The sequence below is a fragment of the Sphingosinicella humi genome, assembly GCF_003129465.1.
Classification (GTDB): Bacteria; Pseudomonadota; Alphaproteobacteria; order Sphingomonadales; family Sphingomonadaceae; genus Allosphingosinicella; species Allosphingosinicella humi.
Genome location: NZ_QFFF01000001.1, coordinates 767991 through 788636 on the forward strand (window position 1 = coordinate 767991; position 20646 = coordinate 788636).

16 protein-coding genes are annotated in these 20646 nt (G+C 55.0%); 2 read left to right on the top strand and 14 right to left on the bottom strand.

What is annotated here, in order from left to right; genetic code table 11:
* Nucleotides 1-2: 2 nt before the first annotated feature.
* The 10 genes from DF286_RS03855 to wecB form a co-directional block, all read right to left on the bottom strand.
* Nucleotides 3-743: an AglZ/HisF2 family acetamidino modification protein gene (locus tag DF286_RS03855; RefSeq protein WP_109270235.1), complete on the bottom strand. Its 741-nt coding sequence runs from the start codon at nucleotides 741-743 to the stop codon at nucleotides 3-5.
* Nucleotides 743-1357, bottom strand: a complete 615-nt coding sequence (gene hisH / locus DF286_RS03860; protein ID WP_109270236.1) for an imidazole glycerol phosphate synthase subunit HisH — start codon at nucleotides 1355-1357, stop codon at nucleotides 743-745. The genes DF286_RS03855 and hisH overlap by 1 nt, the downstream gene beginning before the upstream one ends.
* A 6-nt stretch (nucleotides 1358-1363) precedes the next feature.
* Nucleotides 1364-2503, bottom strand: a complete 1140-nt coding sequence (locus tag DF286_RS03865; RefSeq protein WP_109270237.1) for an N-acetyl sugar amidotransferase — start codon at nucleotides 2501-2503, stop codon at nucleotides 1364-1366.
* 70 nt (nucleotides 2504-2573) lie between these two features.
* Nucleotides 2574-3713 (bottom strand): glycosyltransferase family 4 protein, encoded by a 1140-nt coding sequence (locus tag DF286_RS03870; RefSeq protein WP_109270238.1) that lies wholly within the window; start codon nucleotides 3711-3713, stop codon nucleotides 2574-2576.
* Nucleotides 3710-4339: a CatB-related O-acetyltransferase gene (locus DF286_RS15075; protein WP_158274616.1), complete on the bottom strand. Its 630-nt coding sequence runs from the start codon at nucleotides 4337-4339 to the stop codon at nucleotides 3710-3712. Before DF286_RS15075 ends, DF286_RS03870 begins: the two co-directional genes overlap by 4 nt.
* A gap of 19 nt (nucleotides 4340-4358) precedes the next feature.
* Nucleotides 4359-6263 (bottom strand): asparagine synthase (glutamine-hydrolyzing), encoded by a 1905-nt coding sequence (asnB, locus tag DF286_RS03880; protein ID WP_109270240.1) that lies wholly within the window; start codon nucleotides 6261-6263, stop codon nucleotides 4359-4361.
* A gap of 12 nt (nucleotides 6264-6275) precedes the next feature.
* Nucleotides 6276-7541 carry a lipopolysaccharide biosynthesis protein gene (locus DF286_RS03885; protein ID WP_158274617.1) on the bottom strand — a complete coding sequence of 422 codons (1266 nt, stop codon included), beginning with the start codon at nucleotides 7539-7541 and terminating at the stop codon, nucleotides 6276-6278.
* Between the two features lie 65 nt (nucleotides 7542-7606).
* Nucleotides 7607-9022 carry a hypothetical protein gene (locus DF286_RS03890; protein ID WP_109270242.1) on the bottom strand — a complete coding sequence of 472 codons (1416 nt, stop codon included), beginning with the start codon at nucleotides 9020-9022 and terminating at the stop codon, nucleotides 7607-7609.
* Between the two features lie 42 nt (nucleotides 9023-9064).
* Entirely contained in the window at nucleotides 9065-10327 is a 1263-nt protein-coding gene (gene wecC / locus DF286_RS03895) for a UDP-N-acetyl-D-mannosamine dehydrogenase (RefSeq protein WP_109270243.1), read from the bottom strand.
* A 20-nt stretch (nucleotides 10328-10347) separates the two neighbouring features.
* Nucleotides 10348-11484 (bottom strand): non-hydrolyzing UDP-N-acetylglucosamine 2-epimerase, encoded by a 1137-nt coding sequence (wecB, locus tag DF286_RS03900; RefSeq protein ID WP_109270244.1) that lies wholly within the window; start codon nucleotides 11482-11484, stop codon nucleotides 10348-10350.
* A gap of 625 nt (nucleotides 11485-12109) precedes the next feature.
* Between wecB and DF286_RS03905 the strand changes: the two genes are divergently transcribed.
* The gene (locus DF286_RS03905) at nucleotides 12110-13597 is read left to right on the top strand and encodes a heparinase II/III family protein (RefSeq protein ID WP_146193552.1); all 1488 of its coding nucleotides are present in this window, start codon (nucleotides 12110-12112) and stop codon (nucleotides 13595-13597) included.
* A gap of 16 nt (nucleotides 13598-13613) precedes the next feature.
* On the top strand, nucleotides 13614-14789 hold the full coding sequence (locus DF286_RS03910; protein ID WP_207789997.1) for a glycosyltransferase family 4 protein: 1176 nt from the start codon (nucleotides 13614-13616) through the stop codon (nucleotides 14787-14789).
* A 6-nt stretch (nucleotides 14790-14795) separates the two neighbouring features.
* On the opposite strand, the gene DF286_RS03915 is transcribed toward DF286_RS03910, so the two are convergent.
* From DF286_RS03915 to DF286_RS03925, 4 genes are all read right to left on the bottom strand, one after another.
* On the bottom strand, nucleotides 14796-15983 hold the full coding sequence (locus DF286_RS03915) for a sugar transferase (protein ID WP_207789998.1): 1188 nt from the start codon (nucleotides 15981-15983) through the stop codon (nucleotides 14796-14798).
* Nucleotides 15984-16475: 492 nt separating this feature from the next.
* A complete protein-coding gene (locus DF286_RS14940) occupies nucleotides 16476-17666 on the bottom strand; it encodes a hypothetical protein (RefSeq protein ID WP_146193553.1) in 1191 nt (396 codons plus the stop codon).
* 35 nt (nucleotides 17667-17701) lie between these two features.
* Nucleotides 17702-19918, bottom strand: a complete 2217-nt coding sequence (locus DF286_RS03920; RefSeq protein ID WP_207789999.1) for a GumC family protein — start codon at nucleotides 19916-19918, stop codon at nucleotides 17702-17704.
* A gap of 14 nt (nucleotides 19919-19932) precedes the next feature.
* On the bottom strand, nucleotides 19933-20640 hold the full coding sequence (locus DF286_RS03925; RefSeq protein WP_146193554.1) for a polysaccharide biosynthesis/export family protein: 708 nt from the start codon (nucleotides 20638-20640) through the stop codon (nucleotides 19933-19935).
* Nucleotides 20641-20646: the final 6 nt, after the last annotated feature.

Sequence of the window (20646 nt, forward strand, 5' to 3'; positions counted from 1 at the left end):
CGTCAGGGACGAGCGTACGAAATAAGGACGGCGCGATAAACGCCGGTAAAGACGAACAGGCTTCCTGCAGCCGCGCCCACAATTCCTACTGTGTCGATCAACTGTTTCATGTCTCCAACCGAACCTGCTCCCCCGAGGATTGTAAGGGGAATTGAAATGGCGTCGCGCACTGAACTCGCGAGTTCGATATCATAACCCTGCATCATGCCATCACGATCGATTGAGTTGATGACGGCCTCCCCCGCGCCAAGCCGCTCAACCTCTTGAAGAAACTCTATCGGCTTCAATTTGGTCTTGTGGCGGCCGTTGTGGGTGTAAACATAGTAGCGTCCGAGCAGCCCGGCCTTACGTACATCGGTTGTCACTACAACGCTTTGCCGACCGATCGCGTCCGCCATTTCGCGCACGAGTTCGGGACGCGCTACCGCGGCGCTGCTGATTGAAATCTTCTCGAAGCCGAGTTTTAGTATTCGTGAAGCTTGGTCAGCACTCGAGACACCTCCCCCGTAGCACAGCGGCATGCGACTCTCCGCTGCGATGCTCTTTAGGAGATCATAGTCTGGCTCACGCCCCTGCGCGCTTGCATCAATGTCGAAGATAACGAGTTCGTCAACTTCCTTCTCATTGAAAATCCTGACCGCGTTGATCGGATCTCCAACGTATTTTTCGCCCGCAAACTGACGCGTTTTGACCAGACCCCCGCCCCGCAACAACAGTGATGGCACGATACGCGAACGCAGCATCAGGCTAGTTCCGCAAAGTTTCTGAGGATGCGGACGCCATTGGAATGACTCTTTTCAGGATGAAACTGAACTCCGAAAATGTTGCCTCGCTCGACGGCGCAAGGGAACGTATTTCCATAATCGACATGCGCAACTACCTCGCTCCCGACCGAAGCATCAAAGTAATAGCTGTGCAGAAAGTAAAAGCCGTGGCGAGAATCGATGCCGTGGAACAGCGGCGATCGTTCACAGCCTGAGACCGAGTTCCAGCCCATATGTGGCAACTTGGGGCGCTCCAGCCCTGCGAGGTCGATCCTGCGAATCCGGCCTTGAATCCAACCCAAACCCGGGAGGTTGCCCTCCTCACTGCCTTCGGCAAGCAAATGCATGCCCACGCAGATACCAAGTACGTGCTTGCCCTTGCCGATGACCTGCTCATTCAACGCAGCGACAATGCCGGATCGCAGCAGACTATCCATTGTGGGATCGAACGCGCCAACGCCAGGCAGAATGTAGCGGTCAGCAGCGGCGAGCTCCCGCGGAACACCCGACAGCACATGGGGGATACGCTGCCGTCGAAGAATGTTCATGATGGCAGCGACATTGCCCGACCCATAATCAATGATTCCGATCATTGCCGCTCATCTCTTGATCGCCCGCTCGACCCCGAGCGTCTGCAATACCTTTGCGCCTAGGTCGAACATCCATTCTTGATTGCGGTAGTCGCGATAAGTTCTGCGTGGCATCTCGTGATATCGCCTCAACTCTTCGGTGCTGATGCGAAGCTTGCTAGCCATGTATTCGAAATCGTCGGCAATCGATTCCGGGTCGTACGCTGGCTTTTTCAGTTCACCCAACGCTTCGTCCCGCGTCATCTGCTTCGTCAAAATGAGTGATGAGAACTGCACTCGTCGAGTGTCATAACCGAAGCGAGTCGGCAACCAATAGCCCTCAAAAAATTTCGTGAAACGGCTTTCGAAATGCTTCTGCGGATACGGCTTCCAACCGTATAGACTGGAGAGTGTATCTATCGCGTGCTGCTTAGTATATGGCAATAGGTCGAGCGGCTTGAACACACGAACGCCACGAAGATATCGCAGGTAAACCTTATGAAACAGAATTGAGCTAAGGGGATATGTTTTTAACGGCCTTGACCCAAAACGACGGTGAATATCTTTGATTTGCGCCATGTCCGTTCCGTAGTACAGCCATTCTTTGGGATTGCGCACGCATTCCGTAGAGATATTCCCACCGTTCATGATATACTTTATTTTGTGCTTATGCGCGAAATGGTATAAAGTAGCAACGAAGGCATGATCTTGAGGAATGTCGAGATGCGGTACGCCTGATTTAAAGAAGGCAAGCTGGAAGTCACGCATTTCATCCCAATTGATTACTTCCGTGTAAAGGTCCAACCCTAACTTACTAACGAGCATTTCGATGTTATTCACGGCGATGTCGCTGTTCCAGCCCCCGTCCACATGGAACACGAGCGGCCTTAGGCCGAATTTCTTCACGATCAGGTGCAGCATGTAGGAGCTATCAAGTCCACCCGACATCCCTAGAATCGAATCGAATTGCCTTCCCTTTCCGCTCTCCTTGATCTGTTCGATGGTCTTGGCGACCATCTGTCGCCCTTGCTCATTGGGGTGCCATTTCGGCAGCACATTTCGCTCGAAGCCGCGGCAATGGTCGCAAACGCCGCGATCATCGAACACGATCTCGCTGTCGCTCGTGTCCATCACGCAATTGACGCAAATCTGGTACTGACGATCCGCCATATCAAACCTTCTGTCGTTCCGCTGGACTACGCCGCGGTTCTTCCTTGCCGAACTGGGAGCAGCGCTGCACCTATCGCAGGATGCGCTCTGCGAGAACCGAATAGTCAAGCATGTCCATAGCGAGTTGCCGAGAATTTGTCTGCATTGAGATGAGGTCAGCTGAGCTAGCCTCCCGCATCGCAGCCACTAATCCGGCCTGATCGGACACAAACCAACCGTTCTCTCGCTGATAAGGAACATGCGCCGGCACATCGTCAAGAATCACGGCGCACCGGCAGCATAGGCTGTGCTGCATCGTCGCAGACTGCGTACCGGGCTGCAGATAGATGTCGGCAGCGCAAAGCAGATCAGTTAGAGCCTCACGATCCTGCCAACCAATGAAGCGTATCCGATCATCGGCCGCAAAGCGCTGCTCAGCAGCCGCGCGAATGCTCTTCTGCAGTGCCCCAGCAATGAACAGGCGCAATGAAGGATCGCTAACCTGACTAAAAGCGTCGAGCGCCTCGATCAGCTTCTTGCGCGGAGTCTGCTTGCCCGACTGGACGATTGCGACTTGCCCTTCGCCGATTTCGAGCCGTTCGCGCATTCGCCGGCGTCGCGAATAGTAGTCGACGTCCTGAAGCGGGTGCCCACCTAACGGATAAAACTCCAGCATATCCGGTGGCGCCTTGTAGATGTCTTTGACGAAATCTACCGCCTCGATGGAAACCGCTAGTATTTTGCTCACCTGCGGTAAGGCACTACGCAAGACAGGTCCGTAGAAGCGTCTATGCAGGAACTCACGTGATATGAAACCTCGTGCACTGTTATTTGTGTCCTCGTGGCTGTCGACGTACAATAGCACTCCGGGATGATCGCGAACGTAGCGTGCGGCGGCTCGAAGTTCCCAGCCGCATGCGCCGTGAAAGAGAATGACATCCGGGCGAAACGCTCGCAGGCGATCATAGACTCCGGGATGGGCTCGTAGCTTTCTCATGATTTTGTGAGGAAGCCAGCGGCGATAGGGCAAGCGTGTTACCCACGCACCGTCCTCTCCCAGATAGCGCGTGGGCTCCACATATATCAGCCCCTCACGAGGATTCATCGTCTCCGTGGACGCGATCACCTCGACATCATGGCCGGCACGAACATGTTCCCTTACTAGTTCGTTCTCCTGATAGCTCATGCCATCGACGTAGAAGCAAGATAGGCAGAGATGTGCTATTCTCATGCGAGCTTCTCTGCCCTGATGAACGCTTTCGGGTCCGGGAAATTCTTGGCGGCTTCAGTTAAGTGGTGATCATCGAAATCCCACCACGCGCTCTTTAAGAGCAGTTCTATCGTGCCCTCATCGAAGCGACGCCTTAGTTCGCGAGCGGGATTGCCGGCTACAACCGAATAGGGGCCGACATCCCGCGTAACAACGGCACCCATTCCAATGACCGCTCCGTGTCCGATCCTGACACCCGCGCGAACCTTGGCTCCGTGCCCGATCCAAACATCGTTGCCTACGACGGTCCGCGGCATGTGGTTGTAACCGTGTCGCGAGAATTTAGCCTTCACGCTATCTTCGTGTTTCAGAAACACCGGACTCGTTGAGACAAAATGCATCGGATGCGATGATCCCCCTATGTATACTTCGTCTGATATAGAACAGAAAGACCCGATTGATGTATTGAGTATTGTACAGTTGTAACCGCAGTAAGAATGCCTACCGAACGATGAGTCAACTACTTGGCTGCCAGCCTCAACCGCAGAAGTAGGATCGATAACACTAGACCGAACGGCACTTAAACGCGTCTTTTTCTGTATTCGAGCAAGTGCGTACAAAAATGCTTCAATCCAGGTGCCGATCATCCGCACACGTCCTTCTGCTCTACCGAATCTGACCCGTCTGCAGTTCAATCCACCGACAGAAATTGATAATGCGCCACGCCTTGAAGCTGAACGGTGCGGCCCCATCCAATATCCGATGGACTTCGCGCCGTAAGGGTTCAAAGTTGAGGAAATCGACGTCGCGGGCTGCGTCCAACCATTTATCGACTCTTTCGCGCGAACGGTTCAGCATTGCGCGCTCCGGCGTTTCGAACCCGATTTTGTCGCGGCGGTCGAGTATGGCATTGGGCATGATCCCTCGCATAGCATGACGAAAGACATGTTTCGTCTGCGCATTCGGGCTGAGTAGATAGTCTTCCGGCAGGGCAAGGGTGAAGCGCGCCAGGTCGGGGGTTAGAAAGGGAACGCGGCTTTCTATTGACCAGCGCATTGAGTTCCGATCGCCATGCCGCAACAGCGCGGGCAGGCGGTTTATTGTCAACGCAGTTCGCAGCCGTTCAGCCAGTCTGCGGCCGTGTCCCTCCGCCTCTTCCGGCAGTCGCGCTGCAGGCTCCGGGATAACCCCAGAGTCCCTTAGGCGCCCCTCGTTTATCCAAGCAGGCGTGGGGCTGTGGCCGATCATGCGGAAAGCTGCATCACGCAGCTCTGACGGGACTATCGCATCGCCAAGATGCAACGCCGCCCATTTCCAGCTCCGACCCGGCCATTGCTTCCAACGCCAGATGAAGCGCACCAATTCGCCATAAGCATGACGATCAAGTCGGCTGCGAATAGCCGCCGCCGGATACCCATTATAGCCCGCCAACATCTCGTCGGCGCCTTGACCATCGAGGGTGACGGTAACGCCGTTGTCATGGGCCAGGCGTAATACGCGATAACCCGCAGCGATGCTGGTCGATCCGAACGGCTCGCCCTGAGCAGCTATGATGTCGTCAAGCTCACCAAACAGATCGTCCGATCGGTCGTCAACCCAGTGCGGCACAGCTCCCACATGGGAGTTGACGACCTGCGCCCATTTCCGCTCACCTAAACGGTCGCAATCCGCGGCATAGCTGAAGGTCAGGATGGGAAAATCCGGTTCGAGATGCCTTATAGCACAGACAATGGCCGACGAATCAACACCCCCCGACAAGGTCGCCCCGACTGCAACGTCACTGCGAAGTTGACGGCGAACGCTCTGCAGAAATAGTTCGCGGACTCCATCGGCGGCCGACTCAAAGCTGATGTTAGTGCGTTCCGTGATTTCGGGTTTCCACCAACGTTTGAGTGACGGTTGGGCAAGCGGCTCATGTCTGAGGTCAATCGTCATCAACTCGCCAGGACGAAGATGAAAAACGTTCTCGTAGAACGTATCAGCGCCGTCGTCGTAGTCGCCCCAGCAGAGAAAAGCGTGGGCGCGAGCTCGGTTGATCCGCGGCGGGAAAAGGCCGAATTCAAGCAATGCGGGGATTTCCGAGGCGAACGCAAAACCCTTTGCTGACGCGCTGTAGAATAGGGGCTTGATGCCGAACGGGTCCCGCGCGCAGCACAGCGTTTGATTTACGCGGTCATAGATTGCGAAGGCGAACATTCCGTCCAGCCTGTCCAAGGCATTCGACCCCCATTCTGCCCAAGTCTGCAGCAGCACTTCGGTGTCCGTACGAGTCTGAAAAGTGCGTCCGCGGCCACGCAATTCATCGCGCAGCTCTACGTAGTTGTAAATCTCGCCGTTGAAGACGATCGTAAACCGACCATCAGCCGAAGTCATTGGCTGCAGGCCGGCATCGGAAAGATCGATGATTGAAAGCCGGCGGTGCCCTAGCGACAATTGACCGGCGTCGGTCCCGAGTGACTTGGCCCCTCGGCCGTTCGGGCCCCGATGGGCTAGACGGAGAAGTGCTCTTTTCAAGGCCTCGCCATCCGTTTCCGCAGGATGGACGGTAAAGCAGCCGGCAATTCCACACATACGCTAAAAATCCTACTCGGCGGCGGCGCAGCGCCAGGTGCGATGGAGAACGACTATGACATAGGCCGCATAATAGCTCGCCGATGCGACGGCAAAGAACTCGAAGCTCGCATCTGGCGCGATCGCGGCCGCTAGTCCAATCGCTGCGATCATTGTCACGAGGCCGTACAGCTGAAGCAGGAAAGATACATGCTGTTTCTGCGTGACCGCCATAATGGTGGAGACCGGCGACGCCAAGAACTGCAGCATCATACTAGGGACCAGCCACGTCACCATTACGCCAGCACGATCCCATTCACTGCCGAAGACCCAGGCAAACGCGATTGGAGCCACTATCGCCAGAATAAGGAACGGTCCCGCACCGACGAAAAGCAGGTGGCGCATGACCTTGCGAGTGAATGCCCCCAGTTCCCCGCGCCGATGGCGCCCTGCCCCTTCGGCAAGATAGACACGGGAGATGTTCGTCCCGATCAGCGCGACGGGGATGCTGGTTATCCGCTGCGCCAGTAACATGAATCCTGCCTCGCGCGCGCCTCCGATTGAAGCAATCAGCAATAGGGGCAGGTTGTTTGCCGCCGCGTCACACAATGACTCGGGCACGGAAAACAATGGAAACCGCCGTTGCTCTCGCAAGTTGCGGCGCAGGGCCGTCCAGCTGATCGCATGCAGCAGCTTCCGTTCCCGCAGCCAGAGCAGGCGCCCCAGTCCGAAAGATCCCAGCCCCGAATAAAGCAAATAGCCGAACAACAGCCCAAAAGGCGACCAGGCGGCGACACCGAAGCCAACCTGACCACCGGAACCGCCAATGGCACGGATCAGTTGCGTCCGCGCAACGTCGCGATAGCGACCCTTTCGGATCGACCAAAGTTGGATGGCCGAATAGAGAGCTGTGAACCAGATACCAAGCGGTATCATCCATAGGTAAGGTTCGATACGGGGTTGCCGCAGCATAGCAGCCACGACGGACGGGCCAGCCACCGTTATGATCCCGAGAACGGCGGAAACCACGGTCGCGGCTATAATCGAAAGCGCTAGCAGGTTGATGGCGTCTTCATCGCGCTGCGGCAGCGGGATCGCGAGTTCGAACCGCGCGCAGGCGGCCGGAGAGATCATCATAAGGACCGACATGTAGATGCCGAGCAAGCCGAATGCGTCGGGCGAGTAGAAGCGCGTCAATACTGGCAGCACCAGCACTGTGATGGCTTGGCCCACGATTGTTCCCGACGTGAGCAGCGCAACGTTCGTGATAAAGGGGAATCGCTCGGCGAGAATCCGCACGCGTTGCACTAGAGCACGTTGCCTCACAAGTCCGCGCATGCCCTCGTTAATTCCGCATTAGTCTGTCAGTGAACTGAGGCAGCTGGCTGCTCGGCCCCGCCACCCGTAGAGTCGGCCCGCAGGCGTTTCGAAACCCGGCGAGACGCGTTGTGCGATCCGTACAGCCACATCACGACAATTCCGACGAAAATGCCGTGGCTCAGCAATGCGGTCAACACGTCGGCATCGGCCCACGCGACACGGACCGGGCTGAAGAGCAATGCCGCCGGCAAGAATGCCGGCAAGCCACTATGGATCATGGTGTTCACCATTTTGACCATCAGTCCCAAAATGACCGCATATAAAATCACTCCGAAATAGCCGGCTTGAGCATATCCGGAGCCGATAAGGCCGACATTGAATGCGACTTCCATTCCATTGGAAACATAGTAGCCGATGTACCATGGAATGGACTGGCCATTGTAGCGAGTATCAATAAAGAAGCTCAAAATACCGTCGGACCAATAAATCTTTGGCAAATCCGAAAAAAACTCAATCCAGTCAAATGTAATGGAGGCCGGAACAAAAAACGCTCTTCTAATGACCAGAGATGGAATTGTTTCTAGCTCCATTACAACCGTCACCGACAGGAGCGTTCCGATCAAAATACCAGAACCTGCGATTAGCCCACTTATGGAAACTCTTCGAACATAAAGCTGGGAGGCGAGATATACTAGTATCGGAAGGAATAAATGAGACCTGTGCTGAGTAACAGCAAAAAAGAAAATCTGAGCAAGAATAGCTGTAATCACCATAAGACGATTTCGGCGGTATATCCCAATGGCCAAGATAAACGGATTGAATATTTTCTGAGTCCAAAGATTAAGATAGGCGAATATACCCGTGTCCAATATTTCGGTCGATAACTCCCTGTAGTCATACATCTTTTCTAGATCGAAATTAACATTGGACAGCGCACCAGAGTAAAATACGTATAATACGAAGTACGCGACAAATATATACGAAATGAATATGGCATACTTCTCGCCGTTGGCAAAAATAGGAAGTCTCGCGTTAGTTAGCTCTACCTTGGAAATGACGAAACAAGTTGCAATGGCTATCAAACACATAATGATAGCAGTATAGCTCTTCTGAACGTCAAGCCCGAACATGCACGTCATCGGGATATACAGGAACAGAAGCACGATCAGAAAAAACATTCCGCTGAAATCGCGTTTGTCATAGGGCACGAAGAGCGACGGTATGATCGCTATCACATAAGACATTAAGTAACGGAACGGATCGAAGGCTAGCGGCATCGGAGTGAGAAAATGGGTACCGAACGCCAAGTGCATATAAAAGACGTAGCAAAGGTCGAGCACGACCCTAAAAAACAACAGAGCGAAGACGAACTTAAACCGTGAAGAATGATACTCCGAGTTCGGAGACAAGTAATCACTCCCGTCGGACATGGCAGTTCGTTTCGACACATACTTGTTCATTGCGCTTCCTGCGTTGAGCGACCATCTTACGGGTTTCGGCCTTCAGGGGCGCCAGAGACCCCGCACGTCAACGACGGCACCGCTCGGTCTAGCCATGTCCTTGAACTGCCGATGATCGACCAGCATCACATGAACGTCAGCAGCGACTCCGTCGACATTTCGCAGAAATTTGAGCTTGCCCGAGCCGGATGACAAAGCGTCGATGTTTGGTTCTACGGCAACAACTCGGCCGGGATGCTTATAGGCGATAGCCTCCGCGATCGCTAACGCGGGACTCTCACGCAAATCATTGATGTCAGCCTTGAAGCTCAGGCCATAGCACGCGATCGTCACGTCGATGGGCTCTTTATCAGGAAACTCCGTCAAATGACCAGCAACCGCCTCGTCGACCTTAGTCACCACCCAAGCGGGTTTAGCGTCGTTGACTTCGCGCGCCGTCTGGATCAGCCGAGCCTCATGAGGCGCGCTGGAAACAATGAACCAAGGATCAACCGCTATGCAATGCCCACCGACGCCGGGGCCGGGTTGCAGAATGCTTACCCGGGGATGGCGGTTCGCAAGCCCGATCAACTCCCATACGTCGATGCCAAGCTTGTCACAGATAATCGACAGCTCATTAGCGAACGCGATATTGACGTCGCGAAAGCTGTTTTCCGTCAGCTTCGCCATTTCGGCCGTCCGAGCGCTTGTGACCACACAGTCGCCTTCCACGAAGATACGGTAAAGCGCGACCGCGGCCTCGGAGCAACGCGGCGTCATACCGCCGATCACTCGGTCGTTGTGGATCAGTTCCATCATGACCTTGCCGGGGAGCACACGCTCAGGGCAATACGCCACACGGATATCTGAAGCGTCGCCGCACTGGTGCGGGAAGCTTAAATCCGGACGCGCTGCAGCTAACCAAAGTACGAGTTGATCCGTTGCACCCACTGGCGACGTAGATTCCAGTACCACCAGGTTACCCGGACGCAGCACTGGTGCGATCGCTCGCGCCGCGGCTTCGATATAGCTAAGATCCGGCTCATGATTGTTTCCTCGGAAGGGAGTAGGCACGGCGATAAGAAAGGCGTCAGCCCTCTCTGGGTGCGATGTCGCGCGAAGATACCCTTCAGTCACCGCCGAGTGAACCGCGATGTCGAGATCGGGTTCAACGATGTGGATCTCGCCCCGGTTGATCGTGTCCACCGCACGGGGATTTACGTCTACGCCGATGACCTTGAGCCTTCGCGAGGCGAACATCGCTGCCGTCGGCAGCCCGATATAGCCGAGGCCGATGACGGACACAGTCTGAAACTCGAAGGCCATTGCACTCCTCTTTGATACGCTCAGCGATTGGTCGCCCATTGCTCGATGGCAGCCACAATTCGGCCTGCCGCCTGACCATCACCATAGGGGTTGTGAGCAAAGCTCATAGATTCATACTCGGCACGGTCGTCGAGCAGACGAGTGACGCTGGAGACGATGAGGTCGGCGTCGGTCCCCACTAACCGCACGGTGCCCGCGTCGACGGCCTCAGGCCGCTCGGTCGTATCACGCATGACAAGCACCGGCTTGCCAAGCGACGGCGCCTCCTCCTGCACGCCACCCGAGTCAGTGAGTATGACATCTGCCCGGTTCATCAGGTAAACGAATGGAAGATAATCCTGCGGAGTGACGAGATGCACATTTGGGAGCTTTCCCAGACGAGCCTCGACCGGTTCTTTCACGTTAGGATTGAGATGAACAGGGTAGACGATCTGCAGATCATCTCGCTCGGCAAGCCGGGCCAGGGCTGCGCAAATCTTTTCGAACCCTCCGCCGAAGCTTTCGCGTCGATGGCCTGTGACAAGAAGCAGCCGCCTCGCTGAATCCAGGTTGAAGCGAGCCTCGACATCATCGCGCATTGATTGGTCTTGATCTAGTCTACCAACCACCTCGTGAAGCGCATCAATCACGGTATTCCCGGTCACGAAAATGTGCTCCGAAGGCACGTTCTCAGCGCGCAAATTTTCAGCCGAACCGTTCGTCGGGGCGAAGTGTAGCCGGGTGATTGCACCCGCAACTCGTCGATTGACCTCCTCAGGCCAGGGCGAATAAATGTTTCCGGTGCGCAAGCCTGCTTCCACGTGGCCGACGGTCGCTCTCTCATAATAAGCAGCTAGCGAGCCAGCTAGCGTCGTGCCCGTGTCACCGTGAACCAACACTAGATCGGGTTTGAAATCCCTGAGGATGGGCTTCAATCCAGATAAGACACCACAAGTGATATCAAACAAATCCTGTCCCGGCCGCATGAGGTCGAGGTCGTAATCTGGGACGATGCGAAATAGATTGAGGACCTGATCAAGCATCTCGCGATGCTGCGCTGTGACACACACACGCAGATCCACCCAATCCAAGCCGGCTAAACACTTAGCCACTGGAGCCATTTTTATGGCCTCAGGCCTTGTGCCAAAGACAAGTAGAATTTTAGTCTTGTGTGTCATCGAGCCGGGCCCGTGTCCATATCGATTGCGCATGTCTAAGATTCGGGTGCCGGATGGTGAGACGCGGGTGCACCCCGCGCGACGGAAGAGCGGCACTCGACCGGTGGTTTTATGTTTATCTGAGGATAGGAAGGGCCCTCATCCTTGTGGCATTTTCAGGTCGGCTCGCTAACAGGTGGCTGCCGTATCGGCAAGCAGCAACCTCCATCGGCCCGCCCGCATCCGGCCGTGGCAAGCCGACTGTTCTAGTGCGGCGCACAATCTTCAGGGACCGGCCGGGCGCAAGACAGACGCTGAGCGCTACCAAGGCCGTCCTTCGAGGCGGGACCTCGGGCCCGGAAAAGGCCAACGCCAGTGTAGATTTCCTCGAACATTCGAGATAACCGGCGGTACCCACCGCACGACCGGCCCAAGAGGCACGATCCCCACATGCAATGGAAGCACGTTTGTGCACATACTATCCTCGATCACCCGATATTGGCGCACCCTTCGGCATCTTCGGCCTGAGCAAATATATTGGCGCGTGTATCTCCGCTGTTCACAGCCGAGCCCAGATCATTCTCCTGCACCTCCCGTCCGGCAGCCCTTTGTTGGCTGGGCATTGCCTGCGAGGCGGCGGCCGAGCTTGATCGGGCCGACCGAATTCTGCTTCTTGAATAAGCGCGCCAGTCTTGATGATTATGGCTGGGATGGTGATTCACTCGAAACCCTTTGGCGCTATAATCAGCATTATTTTGATGACCTTAATGCAGATGGTGGGCTAGCTCGGGCGAGTTGGCACTCGGCCCTCATCGAGAGTTGGTTGCGCAACAATCCGCCTTCTACCGGGACGGGATGGGCACCTTATCCAACTTCGCTTCGGATCGTTAACTGGATAAAATGGGATTTGGAGCATCGACAGCTTTCTGCCCAAGCTGTCCAGAGCCTTGCCGTTCAAGCTCGCTGGCTGATGCGTCGCCTTGAGCGCCACTTGCTAGGAAATCACCTGTTTTGTAACGCCAAGGCGTTGATCTTCGCGGGAATCTATTTCGAAGGAGCGGAAGCGTCCAGATGGCTCGACACCGGGCTGGATGTAGTCGAAAAACAGTTAGACGAACAGATTCTTCCCGACGGAGGACACTTTGAACTCAGTACAATGTACCACGCATTAGCGATCGAAGACCTGCTTGACCTCATCAACCTTTTTGCTGCGGCACCGGCTTCCGTTCGAATTAGTATTAACGAGACAAGGCAGCGCCTCGCAGGGAAGGTACCCCTGATGCTGGCATGGCTCGACCGCATGTGCCACCCCGACGGGGAGATCTCGTTTTTCAACGATGCAGCCATGGGTATTGCACCAAGTCCACACGAGCTTTTTTCCTATGCAAGCCGTGTTGGCTTTGCTGCTAACCATGCGCAAGAGCCAATAACTTACTTCCAACACAGCGGGTATGTTCGATTGCAGCGTGGTCCCGCCGTTGTTCTAGCAGACGTCGCCCGTATCGGGCCGGACTATTTACCGGGCCACGCGCACGCCGACACGCTGAGTTTCGAGCTATCATTGGGAAGCCGTAGGGTGATCGTGAATTCTGGCACGTCTAACTATGGCGTGGGGCCCGCACGCTCGCGCGACAGGTCGACGGACGCTCATTCGACCGCTGTCGTTGACGGGCAAAACTCCTCGGAGGTGTGGGCGAGCTTTCGCGTAGGCCGCCGCGCCTATCCCCTGGACGTACGCGCCTCATCTGATCATCTGGGCGTTGTCCTCTCAGGCACTCACGACGGCTATACCCATTTGCCAGGTCGGCCACTGCACAGGCGCACATGGCGGCTCACGGACCACGAGTTGCTCATTGAGGATGAGGTTACAGGCAAAGGCATCCATCAGGTCGATATTCTCCTTCACTTGGCACCCGGCATCAAAGCTGTCTCCCAGAGCGGGTCGGAGGTTCATCTGGTTGATACTACGAGCGACGCCTCCGTGGCTTCCGTTGTCAGCAATGATGCGACCACAATAGTTATTGAACCCTCATGTTGGCACCCGGAGTTTGGAAAACCAATCGCCAGTTTCCGACTACGGTTAACCGGCCGGGCCGACCTACCACAGAAACACACAACGCGACTCAGCTGGTGAATCGATGAAAATACTAATGATAACGTTCTACTTTCCACCGGACCTCTGCGCTGGTTCCTTTCGAGCCGAAGCGCTTGCTAGCGCTCTACGCAAAGTCGCTGGTGCCGACCTTCAGTTGGAAATCATAACTAGCAAGCCAAATCGGTATTCAAGCTTTCAGAATGACACATTGGATTTCGAAGATCATGGCTGGCTAAAGATCCGCCGCTTCGCGGTGCCAAATCACGAAAGCGGAATGTTCGATCAGGCTATTAGTTTTATTCATTTCGCTCGGCGAGTTCTAGCTTACGTCGGTAGCCACCAACGGAACATGGTCGTGGCCACATCGTCCCGACTCATGACAGCCGCCCTAGGAGCGCAGGTCGCAAAGCGCACACGTAGTGCCCTCTATCTTGATATTCGCGACATATTCACCGACACGATGAATGACATTCTTCAGTCCAGCCCGCTACGGTTAACTCTGCCGGTCTTCCGATGGCTAGAGAACCGAACAATCCAGCGAGCCACCGGAGTTAATCTTGTTTCGGCGGGATTTCTACCTTATTTTCAAAAGCTCAAGCCCGGATATCCGTTTCGTTTGTACACGAATGGAATTGACGACGAGTTCATTGATGCGTCTTTCAATGTACGCGACTCCTATACTGTACCCGCCTCAATACTTTATGCCGGAAACATAGGTGAGGGTCAGGGCTTGCATAACATAGTGCCGGCTGCTGCCACTATTCTCGGGGATCGAGCGAACATCCGCATCATCGGAGATGGGGGACGAAAAGCACATCTTGTGACGGAACTAGAAAATCAGAACATCAATAACGTAGAATTGCATTCACCCGTCGCGCGAGACGAGCTCAAAAATTACTATGCGAATGCGGACATCCTTTTCCTGCATTTGAACGACCTTGAAGCGTTCAAAAAGGTCCTTCCGTCAAAGCTTTTCGAATATGCTGCCACCGGAAAGCCGATATTAGCCGGTGTTGGAGGTTACGCTGCCGAATTTCTTCGTGACCATGTGGCGGGAGTAGAGGTATTTGACCCATGCGATGCGCACGGGATGGTGGCCGCGTTCGATCGCCTGCGCTCTGGCCCACCGCACATTGCGCGCACTGCCTTCGCCCAAAATTTCGCAAGAAGCTCCATTATGCAGGCAATGGCGGCCGACATCATTGCGCTGGCGCGCAACCCGACACGATAATTGTTCTCAGTTCGCGATCGTCCGATCGCCCTTACCTCGCCCAAGGATCGTCAGCATCATAATTCGAATGTCGTTCCAGAGGGAGCGAAGTGCAACATATCGAGCATCCCACTCGGCCAAGCGCCCAGGGTGACTCATGTCGATATCGTTAATTTGGGCCAGTCCTGTGATTCCAGGTTTCACCGCATAAACCCGACGACGCATCCGCTCCTCTATGAGCTCCGATTGAACTGGCAGGCACGGACGGGGCCCGACAAAGCTGATGTCTCCCCTAAAAACATTCCAGACCTGCGGCAGTTCATCAAGCTTGGTCCTCCGAAGCCAAGAACCAAGAGGAGTGACGGCGCTGCTGGAGATTTCATGGGTCGCAGCTTGTCGAGTCCCAGAATGCATCGTTCGAAATTTGTAGCATATAAAAATCCGTCCATTTTCGCCGACGCGCGCTTGAGCAAAGATGGCGGGTCCGGACGAGGTCAAACGAACAGCGATCCAGATCAATGCAATAGCCCAACTCAGGAACAAGCTCACAGCTGTCGCTACGCAAAGATCTAGCGTTCTTTTTCCGAAACGATAGACATAGTTATCGGCTTGGTCGCTTGAACAAATTATCGTTCCCCGACGCCTCCCATAACACGCTTCAATCACATTATCGACAACCTCAGACACGTCGACCACTGGTTTAATCGCGGAAATAACTGCCCAAACTGTGTTGGCTACAAAACCGCTCCTAACTCCGCTTCCATCTTTTGGCTTGTCGAAAATTTTGGAGCAAACGATATTGACAGTCTCCACATTTTCCTTACTTCTGAGAAGCTCTACGGCCATTGTTTTTGAAATCGCATAGCCGCTTCGGACAGTATTATCTAGAACGTGCGATGATGAGATGTTGACTATTCGCTTGACTCCATACAATTCAGCCGCTTCTACCACTTTGGAGAGAAGAGTGACGTTGGCAGATATAAACTCTGAAACAGTCCCCGCTTTATTGTTGTTCATAACGGCTAAGTGGATGATGGCCGCGCATCCTGCTAAATGCTCGAGCTCGTTATATCCGAAACAAGAGCTCTCTGGAAACTGAGCCTTCAGCCGCGCAGGATCCCTCCCGATTAACACCGTTGTAATACCCGAGGCAGCCAGTCGCGGTATCAAGTGTCTTCCAACGAAACCACTGGCCCCCGTTACTGCAACCTTCATCCAGTATCCTTTCACCACTTGTTAACTAATGAGACCTTGAATGTGCTAAACGGTCGAAGGAACAAGCCACCCTCGAAAGGTCGCGCCGACGACATCTGAGGCAGTCACCGCGGCGGCTTGAGCACCCTAGATAGGAGTCCGAAGGGAAGCCGCCCGGTCTGCACATGGTTCCGATTCTAGAGCACATCTAACCTAGGCAGCAGCTGCGACCTGGTCATGCGCCTCACAGGACCGTGAGATAACTAATTTGAACTGGGGCTACCACTGACGAAGCACCTAAGTAAGTGCGCCTAGGTTCAGGTGACGATGAAAGATCCTCCCGGCGGATGATGTCGCGCAAGTCCCCGCAAGGGGCCTGTTGAACTTTCGATCCTCGACAATGCCCCACCGATTCATCCGAGATTCTTTAAGAACCGTACCGTCCCGACACGCCCCCTAGCCAGTGTTATCTGCCAAGTGCGCCAAGGAGCACTCGTCCGGATCTCGCGCAGATCAATTCTTCGCGATCGAATGAATATCAACCTTATGTACGGTTCCTTCCAACCCCCCAGGCGAAAAAGAAGCAAGCAGATGAAGCTCGAGTGATTGATTCGAACATGATTCTGGCGGAACAGAAAAGGCAACATCGGATCCCGATTTCTCTTTCCCGTCGGGGACTGCCAGTCTCACCAGTTCTAATGCCCCTGTTCCGGCGCAACGCAGGAGCCATATGGCTTCGCCATCCGAAGAGGGCGATGGACTGGTGCCGATGGTCGTCAAGATGTAGGCGCCCGGCGTCAGTGATAGAATCTGCCTAGCAACTAGCCCTCCCTTCCCACTGTCAGCTTCGTAACGGAGGCCCCCTCCGCGTTCTTGATACGCGCCTCTCGCGGTATGTTGCTCGTATTCCCATTGAAGGGGTCCATAGCTATTCTGAGACGTAAATCCTGGATCCCAGACGGCCGCGGATCCATAGCCAGGCACCAACGTTTTAAGAAACCGATGTGCGTCAGGGTAAAGTCCTGCTTCGACCATTGCGTCGCTGATTTGTTCCTGAGTTCCAGGACGTTTAGCTGACGAGTCGTCAGGCAACTGGATCATGATACGAGCTAAGTTCGGAAGGGATCGAGGATGTTGCGTAGCATGTGCAATGAAGCCCGCCAACCAAGGCGGGTCCGACCGGAAGACCTGACTGATTGGATCCACGAGCGTGTCCACTGACAGCAACAATGTCAAAAGCTGGAAAAGCTGCGTTTGGTTGCTTTTGGACACGCGCAGTGCCGCATTCAGATGTTTAAGAGCCGCGTCGGAATCGCCAACGAGCATCGCATCTTGGCTCAGCCACATCTGTGCTCCAGCCTCGCGCCTGCTGAGGCTTGAAACATAATTGAACAGATTGCTCGCTACACGCCGATTGCCCTCGGTTGCCTCCAAGGAAGCCAACACGCTTATTGCGGGGGTCGGCACAGCGGTCTGCCGTATGGATTCCTCCGCGAGACGAACTGCAAGTGCTCGATTGCCAATTCCGGCTTCGAGGGCAGCGAGCTCAGCGAGGGCAGCGGCATGGGATGGGGAAAAACGCGCAGCCAACCTGGGGGCTCGCGCAGCGGCAATATCGCCTACGGCTTGAGCCGCCGAAAACCACGCCAGCACCAACATTGAAACGACGATCAGGACGATGCGAATCCAATTCCGCTCGCCCAAGAAGTGGCGCCGTTTACTTGGCAAACTTGCTGGCATCACGCCGTGTTGGCCTTGTCTTTTCCGTAGCCATAGCCGTAGTCATAGCCATAGCCATAGCCATAGCCTGCGCGCTTCGCCTCGAACTTGGTGAGTACTATCCCGAGCACGTTCGCGTTTGCCGCCGCGAGACGATTGAGCGCAGACCTGACCATACTTGTTCTCGCTGCGCCTGCCTCGACAGTATAGACCACACCTTCAACTTTGCTGCCAATTAGCGGCGCGTCAGCCAATCCCAATACCGGCGGCGAGTCGACAACGACGTGGTCGAAGCGCTTGAGCAACTCGCTCAAGAGCAAGTTCAAGCGAGCACCCGTCAGGAGTTCAGCCGCATTTGGCGGGTTCGGGCCTGCCGCGATGACAGCGAAGTCGTGTCCCTCAGGTTTCCTGATGAACCGATCGAGATCGTCGTCACCCGCAAGAAAATTGCTGACTCCTTTGTCGTTTGGCACGTTCGTCATATGTGCGATCGATGGCGATCTCATGTCAGCGTCGATCAGCACCACGGATCGACCCGTGCGAGCTAGCGACTGAGCTATCGCGTAAGCAGTCGTCGACTTCCCTTCAGCCGCTCTTGTACTCGAAACGGCGATAGCCCCTGGTACGCCATGGTCAGTGGAGAACTGAAGACTTGTCTGCAGAGATAAATAAGCTTCGGCAATATCGGATTTGCGGTCCTGGAGATAATCTAAAGGGTCTCCGACAGAACTCGGGATAACACCCAAGACGGCAGTACCTAGCGATCCCACAACATCCGCAGGCTCCTTCACGGCTTCATCAATCTGCTCAAGAGCAAGGACGATGCCCGCGGCTACAATACAGCCTCCGATAAGCGCCATCAGAAGGTTCAGAATGAGGTTGGGACTGGACGGCTCTTCCGGCAGTATAGCGGGGTCAACGATAGAGATGTTGTTCGTCCCGACGCCTCCGGCGATTCCTACTTCCTTGTACCTCTGAAGGAGCCCGTTATAGAGCTCGCGGTTCGTATCCACGTCCCGCTGAAAGATGTTGTACTGAATGTTTCGACGCTGCAAATCGATCATCTGCCTCTTTAGGTCTCCAACGCGACTGGCTAGTACCTGTTCACGCCGCAGGGCATTTTGATACTCGCCAGAGATGCTCTTCGCAACGCGTGCTTCTTCCGCAGTTATGCTACGCTCTAGGGCAGCCAACTCCTGCTCCAATGCTTGGGCAGGAGGGTAGTCAGGTCCAAACGTGGCCATCATATTCGAATATTCGGCGGCGGCCTCAGCCCGCTTTTGTCGCATCATGTTCAGCGCGTCGTTCTCGAGTGCCCTGGCACTCGCACCCGCATCACCATTCACGAGACTACCGGCGCGAATTCGATCGGCAGTGCTTTTCGCTAGTTCGTTGCTGAGGCTCAACAGCTCCTCGCTTAAAAGGGAACGTTCTCGAACCGTGCTTCCGGCAGCTCCACGCTCTTCGGAGACAACGTTGATTATGCCTTGCTGCGCTGCATACGCGACGAGTTGACGTTCGGAGGCCTCGAGCCTCTGTCGCAACTGTTCAAGCCGGTCCTCCAGGAACTTGCGAGCGTACGATGTCGCCTCGAAGCGTCGATCGAGATTCGACCCAATGAAGTGTTCGGTCCAGCTATTTACAATGCGTCTGGAAAGAGCGGGATCAGGACTCGTGAAGCTCACCTCGACCAGACTTGAACCTCGTATTGGCGATATTTCAACATGATCGAGAAGAACGTCGACAGCCTTTTTTTGTCTCTCGCGTCTCTGCTCCAGAGAATTAGGGTCGTTGGCTTCGCCGAAGAGGCCTCCCTCCATCGGGTTTACCCCGAAGGTTTCGAAAAACACTGCATTTCGAGAAAGTTGAAGATCTTCGGCCACCCTCTCCGCCAGTGATCGAGCTTCTAGTAAGGAATACTGCGTTTGATAGAACTCAAGATCGGCAGCAGACGATGTGCTTTCCGCTTTAATGCCTTCGATATTTACTATATTCTCGTCTTCACGAGCGATTTCAATCGTTGCTGTGGCAGTATACATCGGCGTCATCAAAAGCGTCACAATGAGAGCCACCAACAGCGACGCCGCAATCACACCGCCGATGATCCATTTGCGCCTGAGGATAACTCGCCAATATTGCCTAAGAAGAGGCTCATTAGCCACCCTGACTGCCCAAGCAGGAGAATCCATGCCATTCGCGAGGGGCTCTGCTATAATTGCAGTATTGATATTATTCACGAAGTTCATCCCAATTATCGGGTGAGTATATATACGAGCGGCGTCACCACAGCGGGCGCGACCTGCAGCACGTCACGAAATATCTTGCGCGTCGGAGATTCGCCCACGACAATCAAGTCATCCGCGTACACTTCGGGATCATCGTAGTTTCCGCGACGTATCGCGGCGAGGTTGTACACACCCGCCATACGCTCTCCGCCCACGGTACGAAAGATGATGACATCATCGAGGCCGGCGAAATCCGTCGTTCCTTCGGCACGAGCAATGGCACGCAGCAACGTCATTTTTCCGACCGCGGGATAAGCTCCTGGCTTCTCCACTTCACCCTCGACAGTGAAGACGTGGCTGACCGACTCAGACAGATTCACAGCAACTTGCGGGTCTCGCACGTAGCCGCCCCGTAGGCGCCGGGCGATCTCATCGGCAACTTGGGCAGGTGTCTGGCCGGCGGCTTCAACCGAGCCAGCCAGCGGAAGGGCGATACGGCCGCTCCCGTCCACCTGAACCTCGCCAGTAAGCTCTTTCACCCCGAACACATTCACTTGCAACTTGTCGAAGGGACCAATCAGGTACGGCCTCGCTTCCAAAGCAGGATCTGTGCCATGGGGTGGCGGCAACTCGCCGAGAGGAGTGACTTGAAGGCCCGGCCCTCCGATCGGCCCGGGGCCGGCGCAGGACGACACAATAATGGCCGCTGCCAGGATGAAAAGCTTACACTTCATTAGACA